This is a genomic window from Pseudomonas sp. GW821-FHT07B01, from assembly GCF_059419065.1.
This window is the reverse complement of the sequence record NZ_JBWKRA010000010.1, coordinates 90,457-108,593: the sequence shown is the minus strand read 5'-3', so window position 1 is coordinate 108,593 and position 18,137 is coordinate 90,457. Positions and strand designations below refer to the sequence as shown.

Annotated in this window: 16 protein-coding genes; 3 read left to right on the top strand and 13 right to left on the bottom strand. The window is 60.8% G+C overall.

Annotation, left to right across the window (positions count from 1 at the left end; all coding sequences use genetic code 11):
* Window positions 1-2: 2 nt before the first annotated feature.
* From AC07S6_RS13445 to pmbA, 5 genes are all read right to left on the bottom strand, one after another.
* Entirely contained in the window at window positions 3-614 is a 612-nt protein-coding gene (locus tag AC07S6_RS13445; protein WP_490614986.1) for a superoxide dismutase, read from the bottom strand.
* A gap of 1 nt (window position 615) precedes the next feature.
* Entirely contained in the window at window positions 616-1,044 is a 429-nt protein-coding gene (locus AC07S6_RS13440) for a DUF2753 family protein (RefSeq protein WP_014716928.1), read from the bottom strand.
* 27 nt (window positions 1,045-1,071) lie between these two features.
* Window positions 1,072-2,448, bottom strand: coding sequence for a class II fumarate hydratase (locus AC07S6_RS13435; protein WP_495112474.1), 1,377 nt, complete (start codon window positions 2,446-2,448; stop codon window positions 1,072-1,074).
* The gene (locus tag AC07S6_RS13430) at window positions 2,441-2,836 is read right to left on the bottom strand and encodes a hypothetical protein (RefSeq protein ID WP_003188570.1); all 396 of its coding nucleotides are present in this window, start codon (window positions 2,834-2,836) and stop codon (window positions 2,441-2,443) included. The genes AC07S6_RS13435 and AC07S6_RS13430 overlap by 8 nt, the downstream gene beginning before the upstream one ends.
* 147 nt (window positions 2,837-2,983) lie before the next feature.
* Window positions 2,984-4,330, bottom strand: coding sequence for a metalloprotease PmbA (gene pmbA / locus AC07S6_RS13425; RefSeq protein ID WP_137270416.1), 1,347 nt, complete (start codon window positions 4,328-4,330; stop codon window positions 2,984-2,986).
* A 108-nt stretch (window positions 4,331-4,438) separates the two neighbouring features.
* Here pmbA and yjgA point away from each other — a divergent pair, with 108 nt between their 5' ends.
* Entirely contained in the window at window positions 4,439-4,960 is a 522-nt protein-coding gene (yjgA, locus tag AC07S6_RS13420; RefSeq protein WP_003188568.1) for a ribosome biogenesis factor YjgA, read from the top strand.
* A 45-nt stretch (window positions 4,961-5,005) separates the two neighbouring features.
* On the opposite strand, the gene tldD is transcribed toward yjgA, so the two are convergent.
* From tldD to mreB, 8 genes are all read right to left on the bottom strand, one after another.
* A complete protein-coding gene (gene tldD, locus AC07S6_RS13415; RefSeq protein WP_197865228.1) occupies window positions 5,006-6,448 on the bottom strand; it encodes a metalloprotease TldD in 1,443 nt (480 codons plus the stop codon).
* A 16-nt stretch (window positions 6,449-6,464) separates the two neighbouring features.
* Complete coding sequence (locus AC07S6_RS13410) at window positions 6,465-7,313, bottom strand: carbon-nitrogen hydrolase family protein (RefSeq protein WP_014716924.1); 849 nt, start codon at window positions 7,311-7,313, stop codon at window positions 6,465-6,467.
* A 48-nt stretch (window positions 7,314-7,361) separates the two neighbouring features.
* The gene (locus AC07S6_RS13405) at window positions 7,362-11,177 is read right to left on the bottom strand and encodes a YhdP family protein (RefSeq protein ID WP_495112473.1); all 3,816 of its coding nucleotides are present in this window, start codon (window positions 11,175-11,177) and stop codon (window positions 7,362-7,364) included.
* Between the two features lie 78 nt (window positions 11,178-11,255).
* Window positions 11,256-12,713, bottom strand: a complete 1,458-nt coding sequence (gene rng, locus AC07S6_RS13400) for a ribonuclease G (RefSeq protein ID WP_003188562.1) — start codon at window positions 12,711-12,713, stop codon at window positions 11,256-11,258.
* 70 nt (window positions 12,714-12,783) lie between these two features.
* Complete coding sequence (locus tag AC07S6_RS13395) at window positions 12,784-13,380, bottom strand: Maf family protein (RefSeq protein ID WP_259038636.1); 597 nt, start codon at window positions 13,378-13,380, stop codon at window positions 12,784-12,786.
* Window positions 13,381-13,430: 50 nt separating this feature from the next.
* Window positions 13,431-13,919, bottom strand: a complete 489-nt coding sequence (gene mreD, locus AC07S6_RS13390) for a rod shape-determining protein MreD (RefSeq protein ID WP_003188558.1) — start codon at window positions 13,917-13,919, stop codon at window positions 13,431-13,433.
* Window positions 13,919-14,986, bottom strand: a complete 1,068-nt coding sequence (gene mreC, locus AC07S6_RS13385; protein ID WP_073451631.1) for a rod shape-determining protein MreC — start codon at window positions 14,984-14,986, stop codon at window positions 13,919-13,921. Before mreC ends, mreD begins: the two co-directional genes overlap by 1 nt.
* Before the next feature lie 139 nt (window positions 14,987-15,125).
* A complete protein-coding gene (mreB, locus tag AC07S6_RS13380) occupies window positions 15,126-16,163 on the bottom strand; it encodes a rod shape-determining protein MreB (RefSeq protein WP_002555108.1) in 1,038 nt (345 codons plus the stop codon).
* Between the two features lie 210 nt (window positions 16,164-16,373).
* Between mreB and gatC the strand changes: the two genes are divergently transcribed.
* Both gatC and gatA read left to right on the top strand, forming a co-directional pair.
* A complete protein-coding gene (gene gatC / locus AC07S6_RS13375) occupies window positions 16,374-16,661 on the top strand; it encodes an Asp-tRNA(Asn)/Glu-tRNA(Gln) amidotransferase subunit GatC (RefSeq protein ID WP_003188556.1) in 288 nt (95 codons plus the stop codon).
* Window positions 16,662-16,677: 16 nt separating this feature from the next.
* On the top strand, window positions 16,678-18,129 hold the full coding sequence (gene gatA, locus AC07S6_RS13370; protein WP_014716920.1) for an Asp-tRNA(Asn)/Glu-tRNA(Gln) amidotransferase subunit GatA: 1,452 nt from the start codon (window positions 16,678-16,680) through the stop codon (window positions 18,127-18,129).
* Window positions 18,130-18,137: the final 8 nt, after the last annotated feature.

The window sequence follows — 18,137 nt, the reverse complement described above, 5'->3', positions numbered from 1 at the left end:
TGTCAGGCCAAAGCGGCCTGATAGCGCGCGGCAACCTCCGGCCAGTTGATGACGCTATAGAATGCATTGATGTACTCCGGTCGTCGGTTTTGATATTGCAGGTAGTAAGCGTGCTCCCAGACGTCCAGGCCCAGCACCGGCGTATTGCCGCTCATCAGCGGGCTGTCCTGGTTGCCGCTGCTTTCCACCACCAGCGTTTTTTGTGGCGTAACGCTCAGCCAGGCCCAACCGCTGCCGAATCGCGTCAAGGCCGCCTTGGTGAACGCCTCCTTGAAGCTGTCGAAACCACCCAATTGCTCGTCGATAGCCCTGCCCAGCGCGCCCTCGGGTTTGCCGCCCCCTGTCGGTGACATGACTGCCCAGAACAACGAGTGGTTCGCATGCCCGCCTCCTTGGTTGACCACAGCAGCGCGTAATTTCTCCGGCAATGTTTGGACGCTGGACACCAGCTTCTCCACCGGCCAGCCGGCGAACTCAGTACCCTCGACCGCAGCATTGAGGTTATTGATGTAGGTCTGGTGGTGCTTGGTGTAGTGAATTTCCATGGTTTGCGCGTCGATATGCGGCTCGAGGGCGTCGTAGGCGTAAGGCAAGGCCGGCAAGGTATAAGTCATATCAATGTGCTCCATAGTGGGACGTGGACGTTGGCGTCGCAGCACTGCCCAGCAGCCGATGAGTGCGTGGGTATTCGCCGTGATCGCTGATGAAATTCAGCAGCTCGACGTAGGTCTTGCTGCTTTGGCGCAGCGCGGCCTCGCGCAGTGACGGGCTGAGCCGCGGGTTCTGCATGGTCTGTAAGAGGCGCTGATGGATAGCGCAGAGGTATTCGGCGCTTTCCTCAGGCTGGTTCAGGCGCAAGTGCAGGTCCGCCAGGTTGTGATGGGAAATGACGCAAGCCGCCACTGCTTCGTCAGCATCCGCCCAGCGTTCGAACAACACTTGGGCCAGGGCCAGGGCTTGCAGATAGGCCTCGCGAGCGTCAACCAGCTCACCCGCCATAAAGCAGCGATTGGCCCGTTCGATCGTGCGTTTCCAGTGCTCCATGGTGAGCCTCCAAAGCAGGGTCGTTGATTACACGCCGCCGGCGGTGAGCTTTTCCGGGTCCAGCAGGACTTCCAGTTGGCTGCGAGACAGGTCGGTGTGTTCGAGGGCGACATCGATCACCGGGCGGCCTTGCTGATACGCCCTCTTGGCGATTTCAGCGGCTTTCTGGTAGCCGATGATCGGGTTAAGTGCGGTGACCAGGATCGGATTGCGCGACAGCGCTTCCTTGAGCTTGGGTTCGTTGACCTTGAAGCTGGCAATGGCCTTGTCCGCCAGCAACCGGCTGGCATTGGCCAGCAACTCCAGGCTGCTGAGCAGGTTTTGGGCGATGATCGGCAGCATCACATTCAGCTCGAAATTGCCCGATTGGCCGGCCACCGTGATCACTGTGTCATTGCCGATGACCTGGGCGGCCACCATGGCGGTCGCTTCCGGGATGACCGGGTTGACCTTGCCCGGCATGATCGACGAGCCCGGCTGCAGCGCCTCCAGTTCGATTTCACCCAGGCCGGCCAATGGCCCGGAGTTCATCCAGCGCAGGTCATTGGCGATCTTCATCAGCGACACCGCCGAGGCTTTCAACTGGCCAGAGACTGCAACGGCGGTGTCCTGGGAGCCAATCAGCGCAAACAGGTTCTTGCCGGGTGTGAACTTCACTCCGGTCAACAGGCTCAGTTGCTGGCTGAAACGCCCGGCAAACTCGGAGTGCGCATTGATCCCGGTACCGACCGCCGTGCCGCCCTGAGCCAATGCTTGCAGCGCCGGAAGCAGGTCCTGCAAGTGGCCGATATTGGCCTTGAGCTGCTGCGCCCAGCCGTTCAGCACCTGACTCATGCGCACCGGCATGGCGTCCATCAAATGCGTGCGGCCGGTCTTGATGAACGGGTGAACCGCCTCGGCTTTTTGCTCGATGACCTGCACCAGATGCAGCAGGGCCGGCAACGTTTGCTCGTGCAGCACCAACGCAGCACTGACGTGAATGGTGGTGGGGATGATGTCGTTGCTGCTCTGGCCGCAATTCACATGATCGTTGGGGTTGACCGCCTCGCCCAGCAAACGGCTGGCAAGGGTCGCGATCACTTCATTGGCGTTCATGTTGGAGCTGGTGCCGGAGCCGGTCTGGAAGATATCCACGGGGAAGTGCTGCATGTAGTCGCCTTCCAGCAAGCCTTGGGCAGCATCGACAATAGCCTTGCCCTGCCCTTCGCTGATTTGCTTGAGGTCGACGTTGACCTTGGCCGCGGCTGTCTTGGCCAGGATCAGCGCGCGGATGAATTGCGCCGGCATGGGTTGATGACTGATCGGAAAGTTGTTCACCGCACGCTGTGTTTGTGCGCCATACAAAGCTTCTTGCGGCACATGCAGTTCGCCCATGCTGTCGCGTTCGATACGGGTGTTACTCATCATTAGATCCTTGCACCAAGTCAGAAACGGAAATCGAAGGCAGTAATTCGCAGCTCGCCAATTGCCAGGCAAAGGTCTGCCAGCGCTTGAGGCGGCAGGCACAGTGGGAGAGTTTTTCCAGGTCGCGCAGTGGTCGCCAGGCCTGGTCCAGGCACAGGGAGCGCCAATGCCAGGGCAAGGCGACATCAGCGGCGGTGTCGATCAACAAACGAAATGAGGTTTCAGCGATGGTCCACGGATGGGTTGCGGTGCAACACGCCAGGTATCGACCTTCGTTCAGGTAATGCTCAATCAGGCGGGGTTCATTGGGATCCAGGCCACAGCGAATCTGGCGGCTCATCCAACGCCAGCTTTCCAGATAGGGATCCTCATGCAAGACAGAACTCATGAGACACACTCATTCGGTAATGATATTTATTATTAAATGATATTGAGAATCAAAACAAGAGTAGCCCATTAATCCTGTCAAAAGAGGCGCAATAAAAAAGGCGCGCCATCTTTGCGATGGCGCGCCTTTCAGAACGTGCGGGAGGGATTAGCTGCCAGCGACCGTCATGCGTTCAATAAGCACCGAACCCGTGCGGATATTGCTGCGCAGTTCAAGGTCGTTACCCACGGCAACGATCTGCTTGAACATATCGCGCATATTGCCCGCGATGGTCACTTCCTGGACGGCGAACTGAATCTCGCCATTCTCCACCCAGAAGCCCGCCGCACCCCGCGAGTAGTCACCGGTGACCATGTTCAGGCCATGGCCCATCAATTCAGTCACCAGCAACCCACGCCCCATCCGCCGCAACAACGCCGCCTGGTCTTCATCACCGTGGGTCACGAACAGGTTATGCACGCCGCCTGCGTTAGCGGTGCTTGGCAGGCCCAGCTTGCGACCGGCATAAGTGCCCAGCACATAGGACACCAGCTCACCTTGCTCGACAAACGGCTTGGCATAGGTCGCCAGGCCATCGCCGTCGAACGACGAACTGCCCATCGCGCGCATCAGATGCGGGCGCTCGTCGATGGTCAGCCACTCAGGGAACAGCTTCTGGCCGATGGCGCCTTCCAAGAACGAAGACTTGCGATACAGGTTGCCACCGGAAATCGCGCCGAGGAAGCTGCCGAATAAACCACCGGCCAGCTCTGCGGAAAACAGCACAGGCACTTCGCAGGTCGGCACCGGGCGCGCGCCCAGGCGGCTCGCAGCCCGTTGCGCCGCACGCAGGCCAATGCTTGCAGGGTCTGCCAGTAAATCGCCTTGGCGGTTTACGTCATACCAGTAATCACGCTGCATCTGCCCGTTGGCTTCGGCGATCATCACGCAACTGAGGCTGTGACGCGTGGACGCATAGCCACCGATAAAGCCATGGCTGTTGCCGTAGACGCGGCAACCCTGATGGGTACTCAAGGTGGTGCCGTCCGCATTCTTGATGCGGGCATCGGCATCGAAGGCTGCCGCTTCGCAGGTCAATGCCAGCTCGATAGCTTGTTCAGGGCTGATATCCCAGGCATGGAACAGGTCGAAATCCTGCACATCCTTGGCCATCAGCGCCTTGTCGGCCAGGCCCGAGCTTTCATCCTCGGACGTGTGCTTGGCAATCGCCAGTGCTGCGGCGACGGTCTCGCGAATCGCCTCAGGGCCACTGGCGGAAGTGCTGGCCGAGCCTTTGCGCTGGCCCGCATACAAGGTAATGCCAAACCCTTGGTCGCGATTGAATTCAACCGTTTCCACTTCCCGCTGGCGCACCGAAGTCGACAACCCTTGCTCCAGCGACACCGCCACTTCACAGGCGCTGGCCCCCTGGCGCTTGGCTTCGGCAAGGATCTGCTCGACTTGTTCCTGCAGGGCCGGTAACGCTTGTGGACCGACGCTTTGGGCTGCACTCATGGTTTTCTCCACTCAAATTCTGCTTTCGGTAATGGCCATCGAGCGACCGGGCCGGACAAGCGGCCCCCGACTGGTTATCATGGCGGCGTTTCTTTGCGGACTGCCACCATGGTTGATTCTTACGACGACTCCCTCGATGGGGAGAAAAGCAAAACCCAGGTCAAACGTGAGCTGCATGCTCTGGTTGACCTTGGCGAGCGCCTTACAACGCTCAAAAAAGATTTGGTTGCCAAACTGCCACTGACCGACGAAATGCGTCGGGCCCTGGCCGATGCGCCCAAGCACACCGCGAATATTGCGCGTAAACGGCACATCTCGTTTATCGGCAAACTGATGCGCGACCAAGACATTGACGCCATTCTGACTTTGCTCGATCAAACCGATGCCTCCACTCGCCAGTACAACGAACGCTTCCACAACCTGGAACGTTGGCGTGACCGCCTGATCTCGGGCGATGACGCGGTGCTGGAGAAATTCGTACTGGACTACCCGGACGCGGACCGCCAGCAATTGCGCTCCCTGATCCGTCAGGCCCAGCACGAGCTGGCGCATAACAAGGCGCCGGCCACCAGCCGTAAAATCTTCAAATACATCCGTGAGCTGGACGAGACTCAACGCGGCCTGCGCTGATCCTCTTCTCCGGGTGGCGGTCTTCGCCACCCGAAGCTTGCGTTCCTACGATCCCGTACCACCCACGGTGATCGCATCAATTTTCAAGGTTGGCTGGCCGACACCTACCGGCACCGACTGCCCATCCTTGCCGCACGTGCCCACCCCGCTGTCCAGCGACAGGTCGTTACCGACCATCGACACCTTGCTCATGGCTTCCGGGCCGTTACCAATCAGCGTCGCCCCTTTGACCGGCGCGGTAATCTTGCCGTCTTCGATCAGGTACGCCTCGCTGGTGGAGAACACGAACTTGCCGCTGGTGATGTCCACCTGGCCGCCGCCGAGGTTGGCGCAGTAGATACCGCGTTTTACCGAGGCAATGATTTCTGCCGGATCGCTTTGGCCACCGAGCATGTAGGTGTTGGTCATGCGCGGCATTGGTAGATGCGCATAGGATTCACGACGACCATTACCGGTGCGCGCCACGCCCATCAGGCGCGCGTTGAGCTTGTCTTGCATGTAGCCCTTGAGCACGCCGTTCTCGATCAGGGTGGTGCACTCGGTCGGCGTGCCTTCGTCATCGACACTTAGCGAACCACGGCGGCCGGCCAGGGTGCCGTCATCGACAATGGTGCACAGCTTGGACGCAACCATTTCGCCCATGCGCCCACTGTAGGCGGAACTGCCCTTGCGGTTGAAATCGCCTTCCAGGCCATGGCCCACGGCTTCGTGGAGCAACACGCCAGACCAACCCGAGCCCAGCACCACCGGCAAGGTGCCGGCGGGTGCCGGAATCGCTTCCAGGTTGACCAATGCCTGGCGCAGCGCCTCACGGGCATAGCCCATGGCACGGTCGTCAGTGAGGAAATAACGGTAGTCGGTGCGCCCGCCGCCGCCATGCCCACCGCGCTCGCGGCGCCCGTTCTGTTCGACGATCACACTCACATTGAAACGCACCAGCGGCCGTACGTCCGCCGCCAGCCCACCGTCGGTGGACGCCACGAGGATGCGCTCCCACACGCCAGCCATGCTCACGGTCACTTGCTGGATACGCGGGTCCAAGGCACGGGTAGCAGCGTCGATACGCTTGAGCAGCTCGACCTTTTCCGCACGGCTGATCACTTCCAAGGGGTTATCCGGCGCATACAACTGCGCCACGTCCTGGGTACTGAACGCCTGCACCGTGCCATTCTGCCCGGCACGGGAAATCGAACGGGCGGCACGCGCCGCCAGGCCCAGGGCCTCCAGGGTTATCGCATTGCTGTAGGCAAAGCCGGTTTTCTCACCCGATTGCGCGCGAACGCCTACGCCCTGGTCAAGGTTGAAACTGCCTTCCTTGACGATCCCATCTTCCAGCGCCCAGGACTCGGAAATCTGCCCCTGGAAATACAGGTCAGCCGCATCGATACCCGGCCCGGCCAGATCGCCGAGCACGGTTTGCAGGCTTTCGATGGTCACGCCACCGGGTGCCAGGAGGTGATCACTGACTGAGGACAACAACTCGCTCATAGGTTTGGCCTTAAATTCATCGTTCTGAAGCAGGCCGCTGCGCGCCCTGCGAGAAAAAGCGCCGGTGATTGGCCACCGGCATGCGCGCCCGTATCGACGCCTGTTCACTGCTATCGCGTTCGGCCAATAACACCGCCTCGCCTTGATCCTGTTGCGCCAGCACTCGGCCCCAAGGGTCGACAATCGCCGCGTGGCCAAAGGTTTCCCGTGGGCCGGGGTGCACACCGCCCTGGGCAGCTGCCAGCAGGTAGCACTGGGTTTCGATGGCACGTGCGCGAATCAGCACATCCCAATGCGCAGCCCCGGTCACCGCCGTGAAGGCCGAGGGCGCGGTAATCAGTTCAGCCCCCGCCGCACGTAACTCGCTGTACAGCTCGGGGAAACGCAGGTCGTAACACACCGTTAACCCCACACGGCCCACCGGCGTATCCGCCACCACCACCTGGTTACCGAAAGCATAGTCGTCAGATTCGCGATAACGACCGCGAGCATCCGCTACGTCCACATCAAACAGGTGGAGTTTGTCGTAGCGAGCGACGATTTCACCCTGATCGTTGATCAGCAGCGAGCAAGCATTGGGTTTGGCGTGGGGCTGGTCCTTGGGTGGCAGCGGCAAGGTGCCGGCCACTATCCATAAGGTGAGGTCGCGGGCGGCCTGTTTCAACCAGGGCAGCACAGGGCCTTGCCCCAACGCCTCGGCGCGGCCAATGTCGGCCACATCGCGGCGCCCCATGGCGGCGAAATTCTCTGGCAGCACCGCGAGTTTCGCGCCATCGGCCGCCGCCTGCTCCAGCAGGCGACGCGCCTGGGCGAGGTTGGCCAGCACGTCACTCTGGCTGACCATTTGAATTACCGCAAAGGACATGGGCCGACACTCCATACAGGGCATGGGGCCATGCTACTCCACAGGCTCTCAGTTTGGCTTTTCAAATGGCTTGTCGAAGGTGATTTTTGGATCCTTCCAGGGGCCTTGCACCTTGTATTGCACACTGGCGAAGCGCGAAACCCGGTCACCGATCAGCTTGTCGATCAAAAACAGCGCACCACCAATGGCCGGCGCACCGACAATCAGCGCCGCAATCGGCAGGTTGTTGGTCACAGGCAAGGTGACCAGCAATTTGGCGTCGACGCGATCGGCAACCAGATCCAGGGTGCCGTTAAGCTCCAGATTGGTGGAAGGCCCGGTCATGGTGATGGGCTCGCGGGTCACGAACACGCCATTACTGGCGGCCAACAAGCCTTTGACCCTATCGTAGCTCAAGCCCTTGCCGAACAAGTCGGAAAAGTCCAAACGCAAACGCCGGCCAATGGAGTTGAAGTTAAGCAGGCCAAACACTCGCAATGCCTGGGCCCCGCCCTCCACTTCGACGAACTGACCTTTACGGAACGCGGCATCCAGGCTGCCGGAAAACCGCTTGGGCCCGACCCAAGCAGGCGAGCCCGGCCAGCGGCCATCCACGTCCAGATGAAAGTCTTCGCTGGTCACCGTAGGCGCAAAACCCCAGCCCTTGAGCACGTCGGCAATGTTGCGCCCATCGAGGCGGCCCTTGTACCAACTGCTGCTGGCGCCTGGCGCACCTTCCCAACCCCCAGCGCCCTTGAGCAGCATGCCCTTGAGGCCAAGGTCGAGGTTATTGAAGGCCAGGCCCTTGGCGGTGGGGCGGATTCTCAGCGACCAGGCCCCGATCAGGTCCGAGCCCTGGAACAGCTGGTCGACGGCAATATCCAGTGCCGGAATGCTCTTGGGGTCGATATCGGCCAGCGGGTCCGGCGCGTTTTCGTCCGCCTGCGCGGTCGGGTCTGGCGCAGGCAATTTCACATACTTGAGGTTGACCGCAATCGGCGCGCCTTTGGCGTCCGGCAGGTTCACCGCGCCCTTGGCTTGCTGGCTATCGAGTTGCAGGCCCCAGGCCGCTGGTTTGCGATCGAGCTGCAAGCTGACCTGGTCAAACTGGGTACCAAACCCGGTCAGCTTGCCCACTTTGAAGTCCGCACCGCTGAGCAGTTGCTTGGCGTTGCCACCTGGATCATTGCCCGCGTAGCGATCCACAAGTTTCTTCCAGGGATCGATATCCAGTTCCGACAGCACGCCACGAATGCGCAGGCCCTTGGCACCGGGCAACACGGCATCACCGTCGCCGAGGAACAGTTCGCCACGGCCATCATTGAACTTGTCCGGCGGCGCAGCAAAGGTGAAGTTAGCCAACTCGCCGTAATCAAACCAGTAACGGCGTTCAGCGCCCTGCAAAGTCATGCGGAAGGTGCTGTCACGTCCCTGGCTGGCCGGCATGCCGAACGGTGCCGGCAGGTCCACCGCGACACCCTTGAGGTTGGAGTTGACCATCAACTGGCTGTCCGCGCCGTCCAGGATCACTTGCAACTGGTACGGAATATCGCCGGAGACCGGCAACTGCTGGCTGATTTTCAACCAGTCCGTAAGGCGCTTGACGGTGACCTGGCCATTGGCAGTCACCCGCGTGCTGATATTACCCGGTTTGCCTTCGGCAAAGATCTGCGCCGTGATGGGGCGGTCGAACGCCTGGGCCGAGATCTTCTGCCCGCTCAGGCCCTTGGCGCTGTCGAAGCGAAAATCACCCTTGAGCTGGGTCAGGTCCAGCGGCGGCTCGGCCAATTGCAGACGCGCCTTGTCGGTCTTGAAGTCCACCACGATCTTGGGCTCGGCGCCTTTGGCCAGCGGTACGTCCAGGTCCAGGCTACCTTGCAGGTCGCCCTCGCCTTTCCAGCCGGCGAACGTAGACGCCGTGCCGATAGGGGCTTCTTGAAGGATCTTCAGGCCGTCGCCCAAACCGCCAAAGAACCCGCCCGTAAGCAGCAGATGACTGTCCCCGCCCGCTGGGGCGTGGGGGATATTGACGTAGACATCCTTGACCTGGGTGTCGAGCAATTGGCCCTTGCTCGCCAGAATGCGTACCCCGCTCTCCTCGACGAACACTTCGCCATTGACCTTGTTCACATGAGGCCAGCCCGGCTGGAAGGCCAGTTCGGCATCATGCACCTTGAAGAACAGGCTGATATTGCGCGACGCGGGCAGTGCATTGTGGCTGAGCGAACCCTGGTACTGAAAGAAGCCTTCGTCCACCGCGCCTTTGAGGATCGCCGTGCGCAACCACTCATCCAGCGCCGGGCTCAACACGGCGGGCAGGTACTTGGGGGTGAAACGGCCATCGCCATCGACCATGCCGACCCGCAGGTCCATGTAGTCTTCCTGGCTGTGGTCGAAATGCAGGCGAATCAGGAAGTCCGCCGCCACCTTGCCTTCCTCGCCCAGTACCTTGATATATGGGGCGATCAGGGTGAAGCCTTGCTTGTCCAGCTTCCAGGTCAGACGTGCATTGGCCTGGATGTACTGCCACGGCTTGGCGAAGATCGGATACAGATGCAAGGAAAAGTCCTTGCTGTCCATGCGCAACTCGCCCTGGCCCAGGTCGCCACTGATGCTGCCGGACACATTGCGTGCGGCCGGCGCGCCAAAGTAGGCATCGAAGCCGACACGCTCCAGGTTGGCGGCAAAACTGAGTTTTCGGTCGGTGGTGTCTTGCGGTCGGAAGTCCACCAGCACATTGCGTAACAGGCCAGTGGCTTTGAGGTGTTCGACGGCCTTGGCGAAACCGTCCGGCAGCGGCGCCAAGGCGTTGAGCAGTGGGGTAATGGGGGTCAGGTCGAGACGGTCGGCCTGCAATTTCCACACCTCCTGTTCTTTGTCGGTCGCCAGGTTTTGCTGCAATTGCAGGCGCGATTCCCAGCGGGTTTCGCCAATGTTCATCGCCAGGGAATCAAACAGCACCTTGAGGCCAGTGTCACTGCGTTGCAGGTAGGCGGTCAGGGCCAGGTTTTCAAGGTGCACCGGCTTACGGTCGGCGTAGCTGCCCTTCACTTGGGGCGAATTGAGGCGTACCGCCGCGCTTTGCACCGTGCCTTTGGCCCAACTGAGCCAAAACTCGCCGCCGGCCTTCAATTGCGTCAGCTTCCATTGCTGGGTCAGCCTGGCGGGAATCCACTTGGCCCAGTCGCTTTGCGGCAGGCTCAAGTAGGCATCGACCTCAGCGTCTTGCCACTGGCTGGCACGAATGCGGCTACGCAGGCTGACCGCCAACGGTTGGCCATCGGGCAATGTCAGGCGAGCATCCAGACGCTGCTGGCTCATGCCGGTATGCAGGCTCAGGCCCACATAAGTCACGGTCACTGGTGCCTGGTCGAAGGGTTGCAGAGTCACCTGGCTGTCCAGCACCGACACGCGCTTGACCATTTGCATGCGCGTCAGCAGTTGTTGCGGGTCCAACGGCTGGTCGTCCTGCACCGGCAAGCCTTGCAGGGTCCAGCGGCCGTCCTGGTCTTCCTTGACACTCAGTTGCAAGCCACTGACTTGCAGATGGGCGATACGCACTTCGCGGGCCAACAGGCTGGCCCACATATCCGGCACCACTTGCACCTGGTCCAGGCGCAAGGCACTGCTGCCCTCGCCGACCATGACGTCGTGGGCCAGCAATACCGGGGCAAACCCGCTCCAGCGGCCTTCAAGGCTGCCGATATGCAGCGGCGTATCCAGCGCAGCCTGGGCCTTGGCCTCGACTTCGGCGCGGTATTCGGCCACGAGCGGGGTGAGTTCGCGCCCCAGGCTCACGTACACCGCCGCCAATACCAGCAACAACGCACACAGGCCCAGGCCCCAGCGGGTCAAAGCGGCAAAAAAGCGTATCAGACGCTCCATGTCAGGCGACCCTCAAAAAACGGTTAGCGGACGGCAGATCAAGGTCTGCCGGTCTCGAAGAAAGTGCACAGTTGGGGATCAGAGCAACACCACGTCGTATTGTTCCTGGGAATACATGGTTTCGACCTGGAAGCGAATCGTGCGACCGATAAAACTTTCCAGCTCGGCGACGTTACCGGACTCTTCGTCCAGCAGGCGATCCACCACCTTCTGATTGGCAAGCACTCTATAACCTTCGGCCTGATAGGCGCGTGCCTCCCGCAGGATCTCGCGGAAAATCTCGTAGCAAACCGTTTCCGGGGTCTTCAATTTGCCGCGCCCCTGGCAACTGCTGCACGGTTCGCACAGTACCTGTTCCAGGCTTTCGCGCGTGCGCTTGCGGGTCATCTGCACCAGGCCCAACTCAGTGATGCCGATGATGTTGGTCTTGGCGTGATCGCGCTCCAGTTGTTTTTCAAGCGTACGCAGCACCTGGCGCTGGTGCTCTTCATCTTCCATGTCGATGAAGTCGATGATGATGATGCCGCCCAGGTTACGCAGGCGCAGTTGACGAGCGATGGCCGTGGCCGCTTCGAGGTTGGTCTTGAAGATCGTCTCTTCAAGGTTGCGATGGCCCACGAAGGCACCGGTATTGACGTCGATGGTGGTCATGGCTTCTGCCGGGTCTACTACCAGGTAGCCGCCGGACTTGAGTGGCACCTTGCGCTCCAAGGCTTTCTGGATTTCGTCTTCGACGCCATACAGGTCGAAGATCGGCCGCTCGCCGGGGTAGTGTTCCAGGCGATCGGCAATTTCTGGCATCAACTCAGCGACAAATTGCGTGGTGCGCTGGAAGGTTTCCCGCGAGTCGATGCGGATTTTCTCGATCTTCGGGCTGACCAGGTCGCGCAGCGTGCGCAGCGCCAGGCCCAGGTCTTCATAGATGACGCTGGGCGCACCGATGGTTTTGATCTGTGCGTCGATCTGGTCCCACAGGCGCCGCAGGTAGCGAATATCCATGAGAATTTCGTCGGCACCGGCGCCTTCAGCGGCCGTACGCAGGATAAAACCGCCCGCTTCCTTGATGCCCTCGGCAGCCACGCAGTCGCTGACTACTTTTTTCAGGCGTTCGCGCTCGGCTTCGTCTTCGATCTTCAGGGAAATGCCGACATGGGCGGTGCGCGGCATGTACACCAGGTAGCGCGAGGGGATCGACAACTGGGTGGTCAAGCGTGCGCCTTTGGAACCGATTGGGTCCTTGGTGACTTGTACCACCAGGCTCTGCCCTTCGTGCACCAGGGCGCTGATGCTTTCTACCGCAGGGCCTTCACGCAGGGAAATTTCCGAAGCGTGGATAAACGCAGCGCGGTCCAGGCCGATATCGACGAATGCCGCCTGCATACCTGGCAGTACGCGCACCACCTTGCCTTTGTAGATATTGCCGACAATCCCGCGCTTCTGGGTGCGCTCGACATGCACTTCTTGCAGAACACCGTTCTCTACCACCGCCACGCGCGATTCCATCGGCGTGATATTGATCAGAATCTCTTCACTCATGGCTGGGTCTCGTTCAGGCGTTTTCACAATAGTGACCGGTCGCTTAAGGCTGGGCGCTGGAGGACGACGTTCAGCGCACGGTAAGGTTTTGCCAACAGGGTATGCCGAATTGCGCCAGGAGTTGCGCGGTTTCGCACACAGGCAGGCCCACCACCGCGGAATAACTGCCATTGAGCCCGGCAACGAACACCGAACCCAACCCCTGGATAGCATAGCCGCCGGCCTTGTCCTGCGGTTCACCACTGTGCCAGTAGGCGGTAGCCTCCTGAACAGAAACCTCGCGAAAACGTACACGACTGCTTACACATCGGGTTTCGCAACGCTGGCCGTCAGTCAGGGCGATGGCGGTGAGCACTTCATGTTCTCGACCGGAAAGCGCCATCAGCATCGCCAGCGCATCGGCCTGGTCAACGGGCTTGCCCAGGATCTGGCCATCCACGATCACAGCCGTATCGGCGCCCAATACACAGGCGCCCAGGGTTTGGCCAAGCGCAAAAAAACCCGCCGTCGCCTTGCCGCGCGCAAGACGCTCGACATAGGCAACGGCAGGCTCGTTGGCAAGAGGGGTTTCATCAATAGCGGCGCTGACCACGGTGAAGGGCACACCGATCTGGGTCAACAGTTCACGTCGCCGCGGGGAGCCCGAGGCCAGGTAAAGCGAATTCATTGCAGCCTCTCCCTGTTGAGTTCGATAACCAGGCAGAGCCTCGCAACCATTCAATTGATTTTATAGCGACGACGCAGCCCGCGCAGGCCAAAACTGATCCAGGGCCACAACAATGCACTGACCAGCGCCGGCAAGACCAACGCCAGCGTAGGCTGACGGTTGCCGGTCAAGGCGCTCAGCCACAGTTGCACCAACTGCGCCAGGCCGAAGATCACCAGGATCACCAGGCACTGCTGCCACATCGGGAACATGCGCAGGCGCTGTTGCAACGACAGCACCAGGAAGGTAATCAGTGTCAGGATCAACGCGTTCTGGCCCAGCAAGGTGCCATACAGCACATCTTCGGCCAACCCCAGGCACATGGCCGTGACCATGCCCACCTTGTGCGGCAGGTTCAATGACCAGAACGCCAGCAACAAGGCCAGCCAGAGCGGGCGCAGGATTTCCATGAACTGCGGCAGCGGCGAAACGCTGAGCAGCAAGCCGATGGCGAAGGTCAGCCAGACGATCCAGCCATTGCGTGAATGAGTACCCGCCATTAGTCCCCCCTCTGCGGTGTGGTGGCCGGAGCGGCGGTCGGTTTAGCCGGGCGCGCGTTATGCGCGGCAGGTTTGGCCGGCGTTGCCACAGGTGCTGCCGGTGCAGGTGACGTGGCTGGCGCGGGTGCAGGCGGACCAACAAAAGCAGGTTTTGGCACCGTGGCCGGCACGATAGGCGCGGTGCCATTCTGCTGGTCCTCCGCTTCCTGGGCCTGGGCAGCGTCGTTAGCGCGCTCTTCCGGGGTGCGGTTGTCGCTGAACACCAGCAGCAGGTAACGGCTGCGGTTCAGCGCGGCAGTCGGTACCGCCCGAACGATAGCGAACGGCTGGCCGGAATCGTGGATCACCTCTTTGACCGTCGCCACCGGATAACCCGCCGGGAAGCGCTGGCCCAGGCCAGAGCTGACCAACAGGTCGCCTTCCTTGATGTCAGCGGTGTCCGCCACATGGCGCAGCTCCAGGCGTTCCGGGTTACCGGTGCCGCTGGCAATTGCGCGCAAGCCGTTACGGTTGACCTGTACCGGAATGCTGTGGGTCGTATCCGTCAGCAACAGCACCCGCGAGGTGTAGGGCATCAACTCCACCACCTGACCCATCAGGCCACGGGCATCGAGCACCGGCTGGCCAAGCACCACACCGTCGCGCTCACCCTTGTTGATGATGATGCGGTGTGTAAAGGGGTTGGGGTCCATGCCGATCAGCTCGGCCACTTCGACCTTTTCGTTGACCAGCGCGGAAGAATTGAGCAACTCGCGCAGCCGAACGTTCTGCTCGGTGAGGGCCGCCAGCTTTTGCATGCGCCCCTGCAACAGCAGGTTTTCAGTCTTGAGTTTCTCGTTCTCGGCGACCAGTTCGGTGCGGCTGCCAAATTGGCTGGACACGCCCTGGAAGAGACGTTGCGGCAGGTCGGTGATCCAGTAGGTCTGCATCAACACCAGCGACATCTGGCTGCGCACCGGCTTGAGCAGTGCAAAGCGGGCATCGACCACCATCAGCGCGACCGAAAGCACGGTCAGCACCAATAAGCGCACACCCAATGAGGGGCCTTTGGCGAAAAGCGGTTTAATAAGCCGCTCCTCCCAGGCAAATGTTCTCTTTATTCATACGGCATCAAACCGGCCTGGATGCAGATTGAAGAAGATAAACGCCAACAGGCAGCACTGCAAAGTGCTGCCTGCCGACGAAGCATGAACCATCCAGGCAATCTTATTCGCTGGAGAGCAGGTCCATGGTGTGTTTATCCATCATTTCCAGCGCACGACCACCGCCACGGGCAACGCAGGTCAGCGGGTCTTCGGCGACGATCACTGGCAGGCCGGTTTCCTGGGCCAGCAACTTGTCGAGGTCGCGCAGCAAGGCGCCACCACCGGTCAGTACCAGGCCACGCTCGGCAATATCGGAAGCCAGCTCCGGCGGCGATTGCTCCAGGGCACTTTTCACCGCCTGAACGATGGTGGCCAGGGACTCTTGCAGAGCCTCCAGCACTTCATTGGAGTTCAGGGTGAAGGCACGTGGAACGCCTTCGGCCAGGTTGCGACCGCGCACATCGACTTCGCGCACTTCACCGCCTGGGTAAGCGGTGCCGATTTCCTGCTTGATGCGCTCGGCGGTGGATTCGCCGATCAGGCTGCCGTAGTTACGACGCACATAAGTGATGATCGCTTCGTCGAAGCGGTCGCCGCCCACGCGCACGGATTCGGCATACACCACACCGTTCAGGGAAATCAGGGCGATTTCGGTAGTACCACCACCGATATCCACCACCATCGAACCGCGCGCTTCTTCCACCGGCAGGCCGGCACCGATCGCAGCCGCCATTGGCTCTTCGATCAGGAATACTTCACGGGCACCGGCGCCAAGGGCCGATTCACGGATGGCGCGACGCTCCACCTGGGTAGACTTGCACGGAACGCAGATCAGCACGCGAGGGCTGGGCTGCAGGAAACTGTTTTCGTGAACTTTGTTGATGAAGTACTGCAGCATCTTTTCGCAGACGCTGAAATCGGCGATCACGCCATCCTTCATCGGACGAATGGCAGCAATATTGCCTGGTGTACGGCCGAGCATGCGCTTGGCCTCGGTGCCAACGGCAACGACACTTTTCTGATTACCATGGGTCCGAATGGCCACAACCGATGGCTCATTCAGAACGATACCGCGCTCGCGCACGTAAATAAGGGTGTTGGCAGTGCCCAGGTCAATGGAGAGATCGCTGGAAAACATGCCACGCAGTTTCTTGAACATGGGGAAAGGACCCTAGGCAACGCGTGGGTAAAAAAGTGCGGCAAACTCTAACAACGACAGGGATTTTGGGCAAGGCGCCAATGTGCTAAATTGGCCGACTTTCTGTGCACCAACCCCCACAATCGCGGCCTTATGACCGTAGAAATGCGGTAGTGTTCCGACAATCTAACACACGGACGCCCTCCGTTCTGTTTTCCACTGGAGAATCCCATGGCGCTTGAACGCTCCGACGTGGAAAAAATCGCACATTTGGCCTCGCTTGGCCTTAATGATGCCGATCTTCCACAGACCACCGCAGCCCTGAACAGCATTCTCGGGCTGGTCGACCAAATGCAGGCCGTGAATACCGACGGCATCGAGCCCCTGGCTCACCCACTGGAAGCCAGCCAGCGCCTGCGCGCAGACGTCGTGACCGAACGCAATAATCGCGAGGCCTACCAGTCCATCGCGCCAGCGGTCGAAAACGGCCTGTACCTGGTTCCGAAAGTCATCGACTAAAGGGAAAGAGCCTTTCATGCATCACATGACTCTGGCCGAGATCGCCCGCGGTCTCGCCGACAAATCGTTTTCTTCCGAAGAGCTGACCCAGACCTTGCTGGCGCGTATCGCCGCGCTCGATCCGAAGGTCAACAGCTTCATCAGCCTCACCGAGGAGCTGGCCCTGAGCCAGGCCAAGGCCGCCGACGCCCGTCGCGCCAACGGTGAGAACGGTGCGCTGCTCGGCGCACCGATCGCCCACAAGGACCTGTTCTGCACCCAGGGCATTCGCACCAGCTGCGGCTCGAAGATGCTCGACAACTTCAAGGCCCCCTACGACGCCACTGTGGTCGCCAAGCTGGCCGCCGCCGGCGCCGTGACCCTGGGCAAGACCAACATGGACGAATTCGCCATGGGTTCGGCCAACGAGTCCAGCTACTACGGCGCGGTGAAAAACCCGTGGAACCTGGAACACGTCCCGGGTGGTTCGTCCGGTGGTTCGGCGGCGGCCGTGGCCGCGCGCTTCCTGCCGGCCGCTACCGCCACCGATACCGGCGGTTCGATCCGCCAGCCAGCCGCCTTCACCAACCTCACCGGCCTGAAGCCGACCTACGGTCGCGTTTCCCGCTGGGGCATGATCGCCTACGCCTCAAGTCTCGATCAGGGCGGCCCCCTGGCACGCACGGCTGAAGACTGCGCAATATTGTTACAAGGCATGGCAGGCTTCGATAAACAGGACTCCACCAGCATCGACGAGCCAGTGCCGGACTACAGCGCCAGCCTGAACACCTCGATCAAGGGCCTGCGCATCGGCGTGCCGAAGGAATACTTCAGCGCCGGCCTCGACCCGCGTATCGCCGAACTGGTGCAAAACAGCATCAAAGAGCTCGAAAAGCTTGGCGCCGTGATCAAGGAAATCAGCCTGCCGAACAACCAGCACGCGATTCCCGCCTACTACGTGATCGCGCCAGCAGAGGCCTCTTCCAACCTGTCGCGTTTCGACGGCGTGCGCTTCGGCTACCGCTGCGAGAACCCGAAAGACCTCACCGACCTGTACAAACGCTCCCGCGGCGAAGGCTTCGGCAGTGAAGTGCAGCGCCGGATCATGGTCGGGGCCTACGCCCTGTCCGCCGGCTACTACGACGCGTACTACCTCAAGGCGCAAAAAATCCGTCGCCTGATCAAGAACGATTTCATGGCCGCCTTTGAAGAAGTCGATGTGATCCTCGGCCCGACCGCGCCAAACCTGGCGTGGAAGATCGGCGCCAAGACCGGCGACCCGATCGCCGAGTACCTGGAAGACCTCTACACCATCACCGCCAACCTCGCGGGCTTGCCGGGCTTGTCCATGCCCGCAGGTTTCGTCGATGGCCTGCCGGTGGGCGTGCAATTGCTCGCCCCATATTTCCAGGAAGGCCGCCTGCTCAATGTGGCGCACCAGTACCAGTTGAACACCGACTGGCACACCCGCACCCCTACCGGCTTCTGAGGAGAACA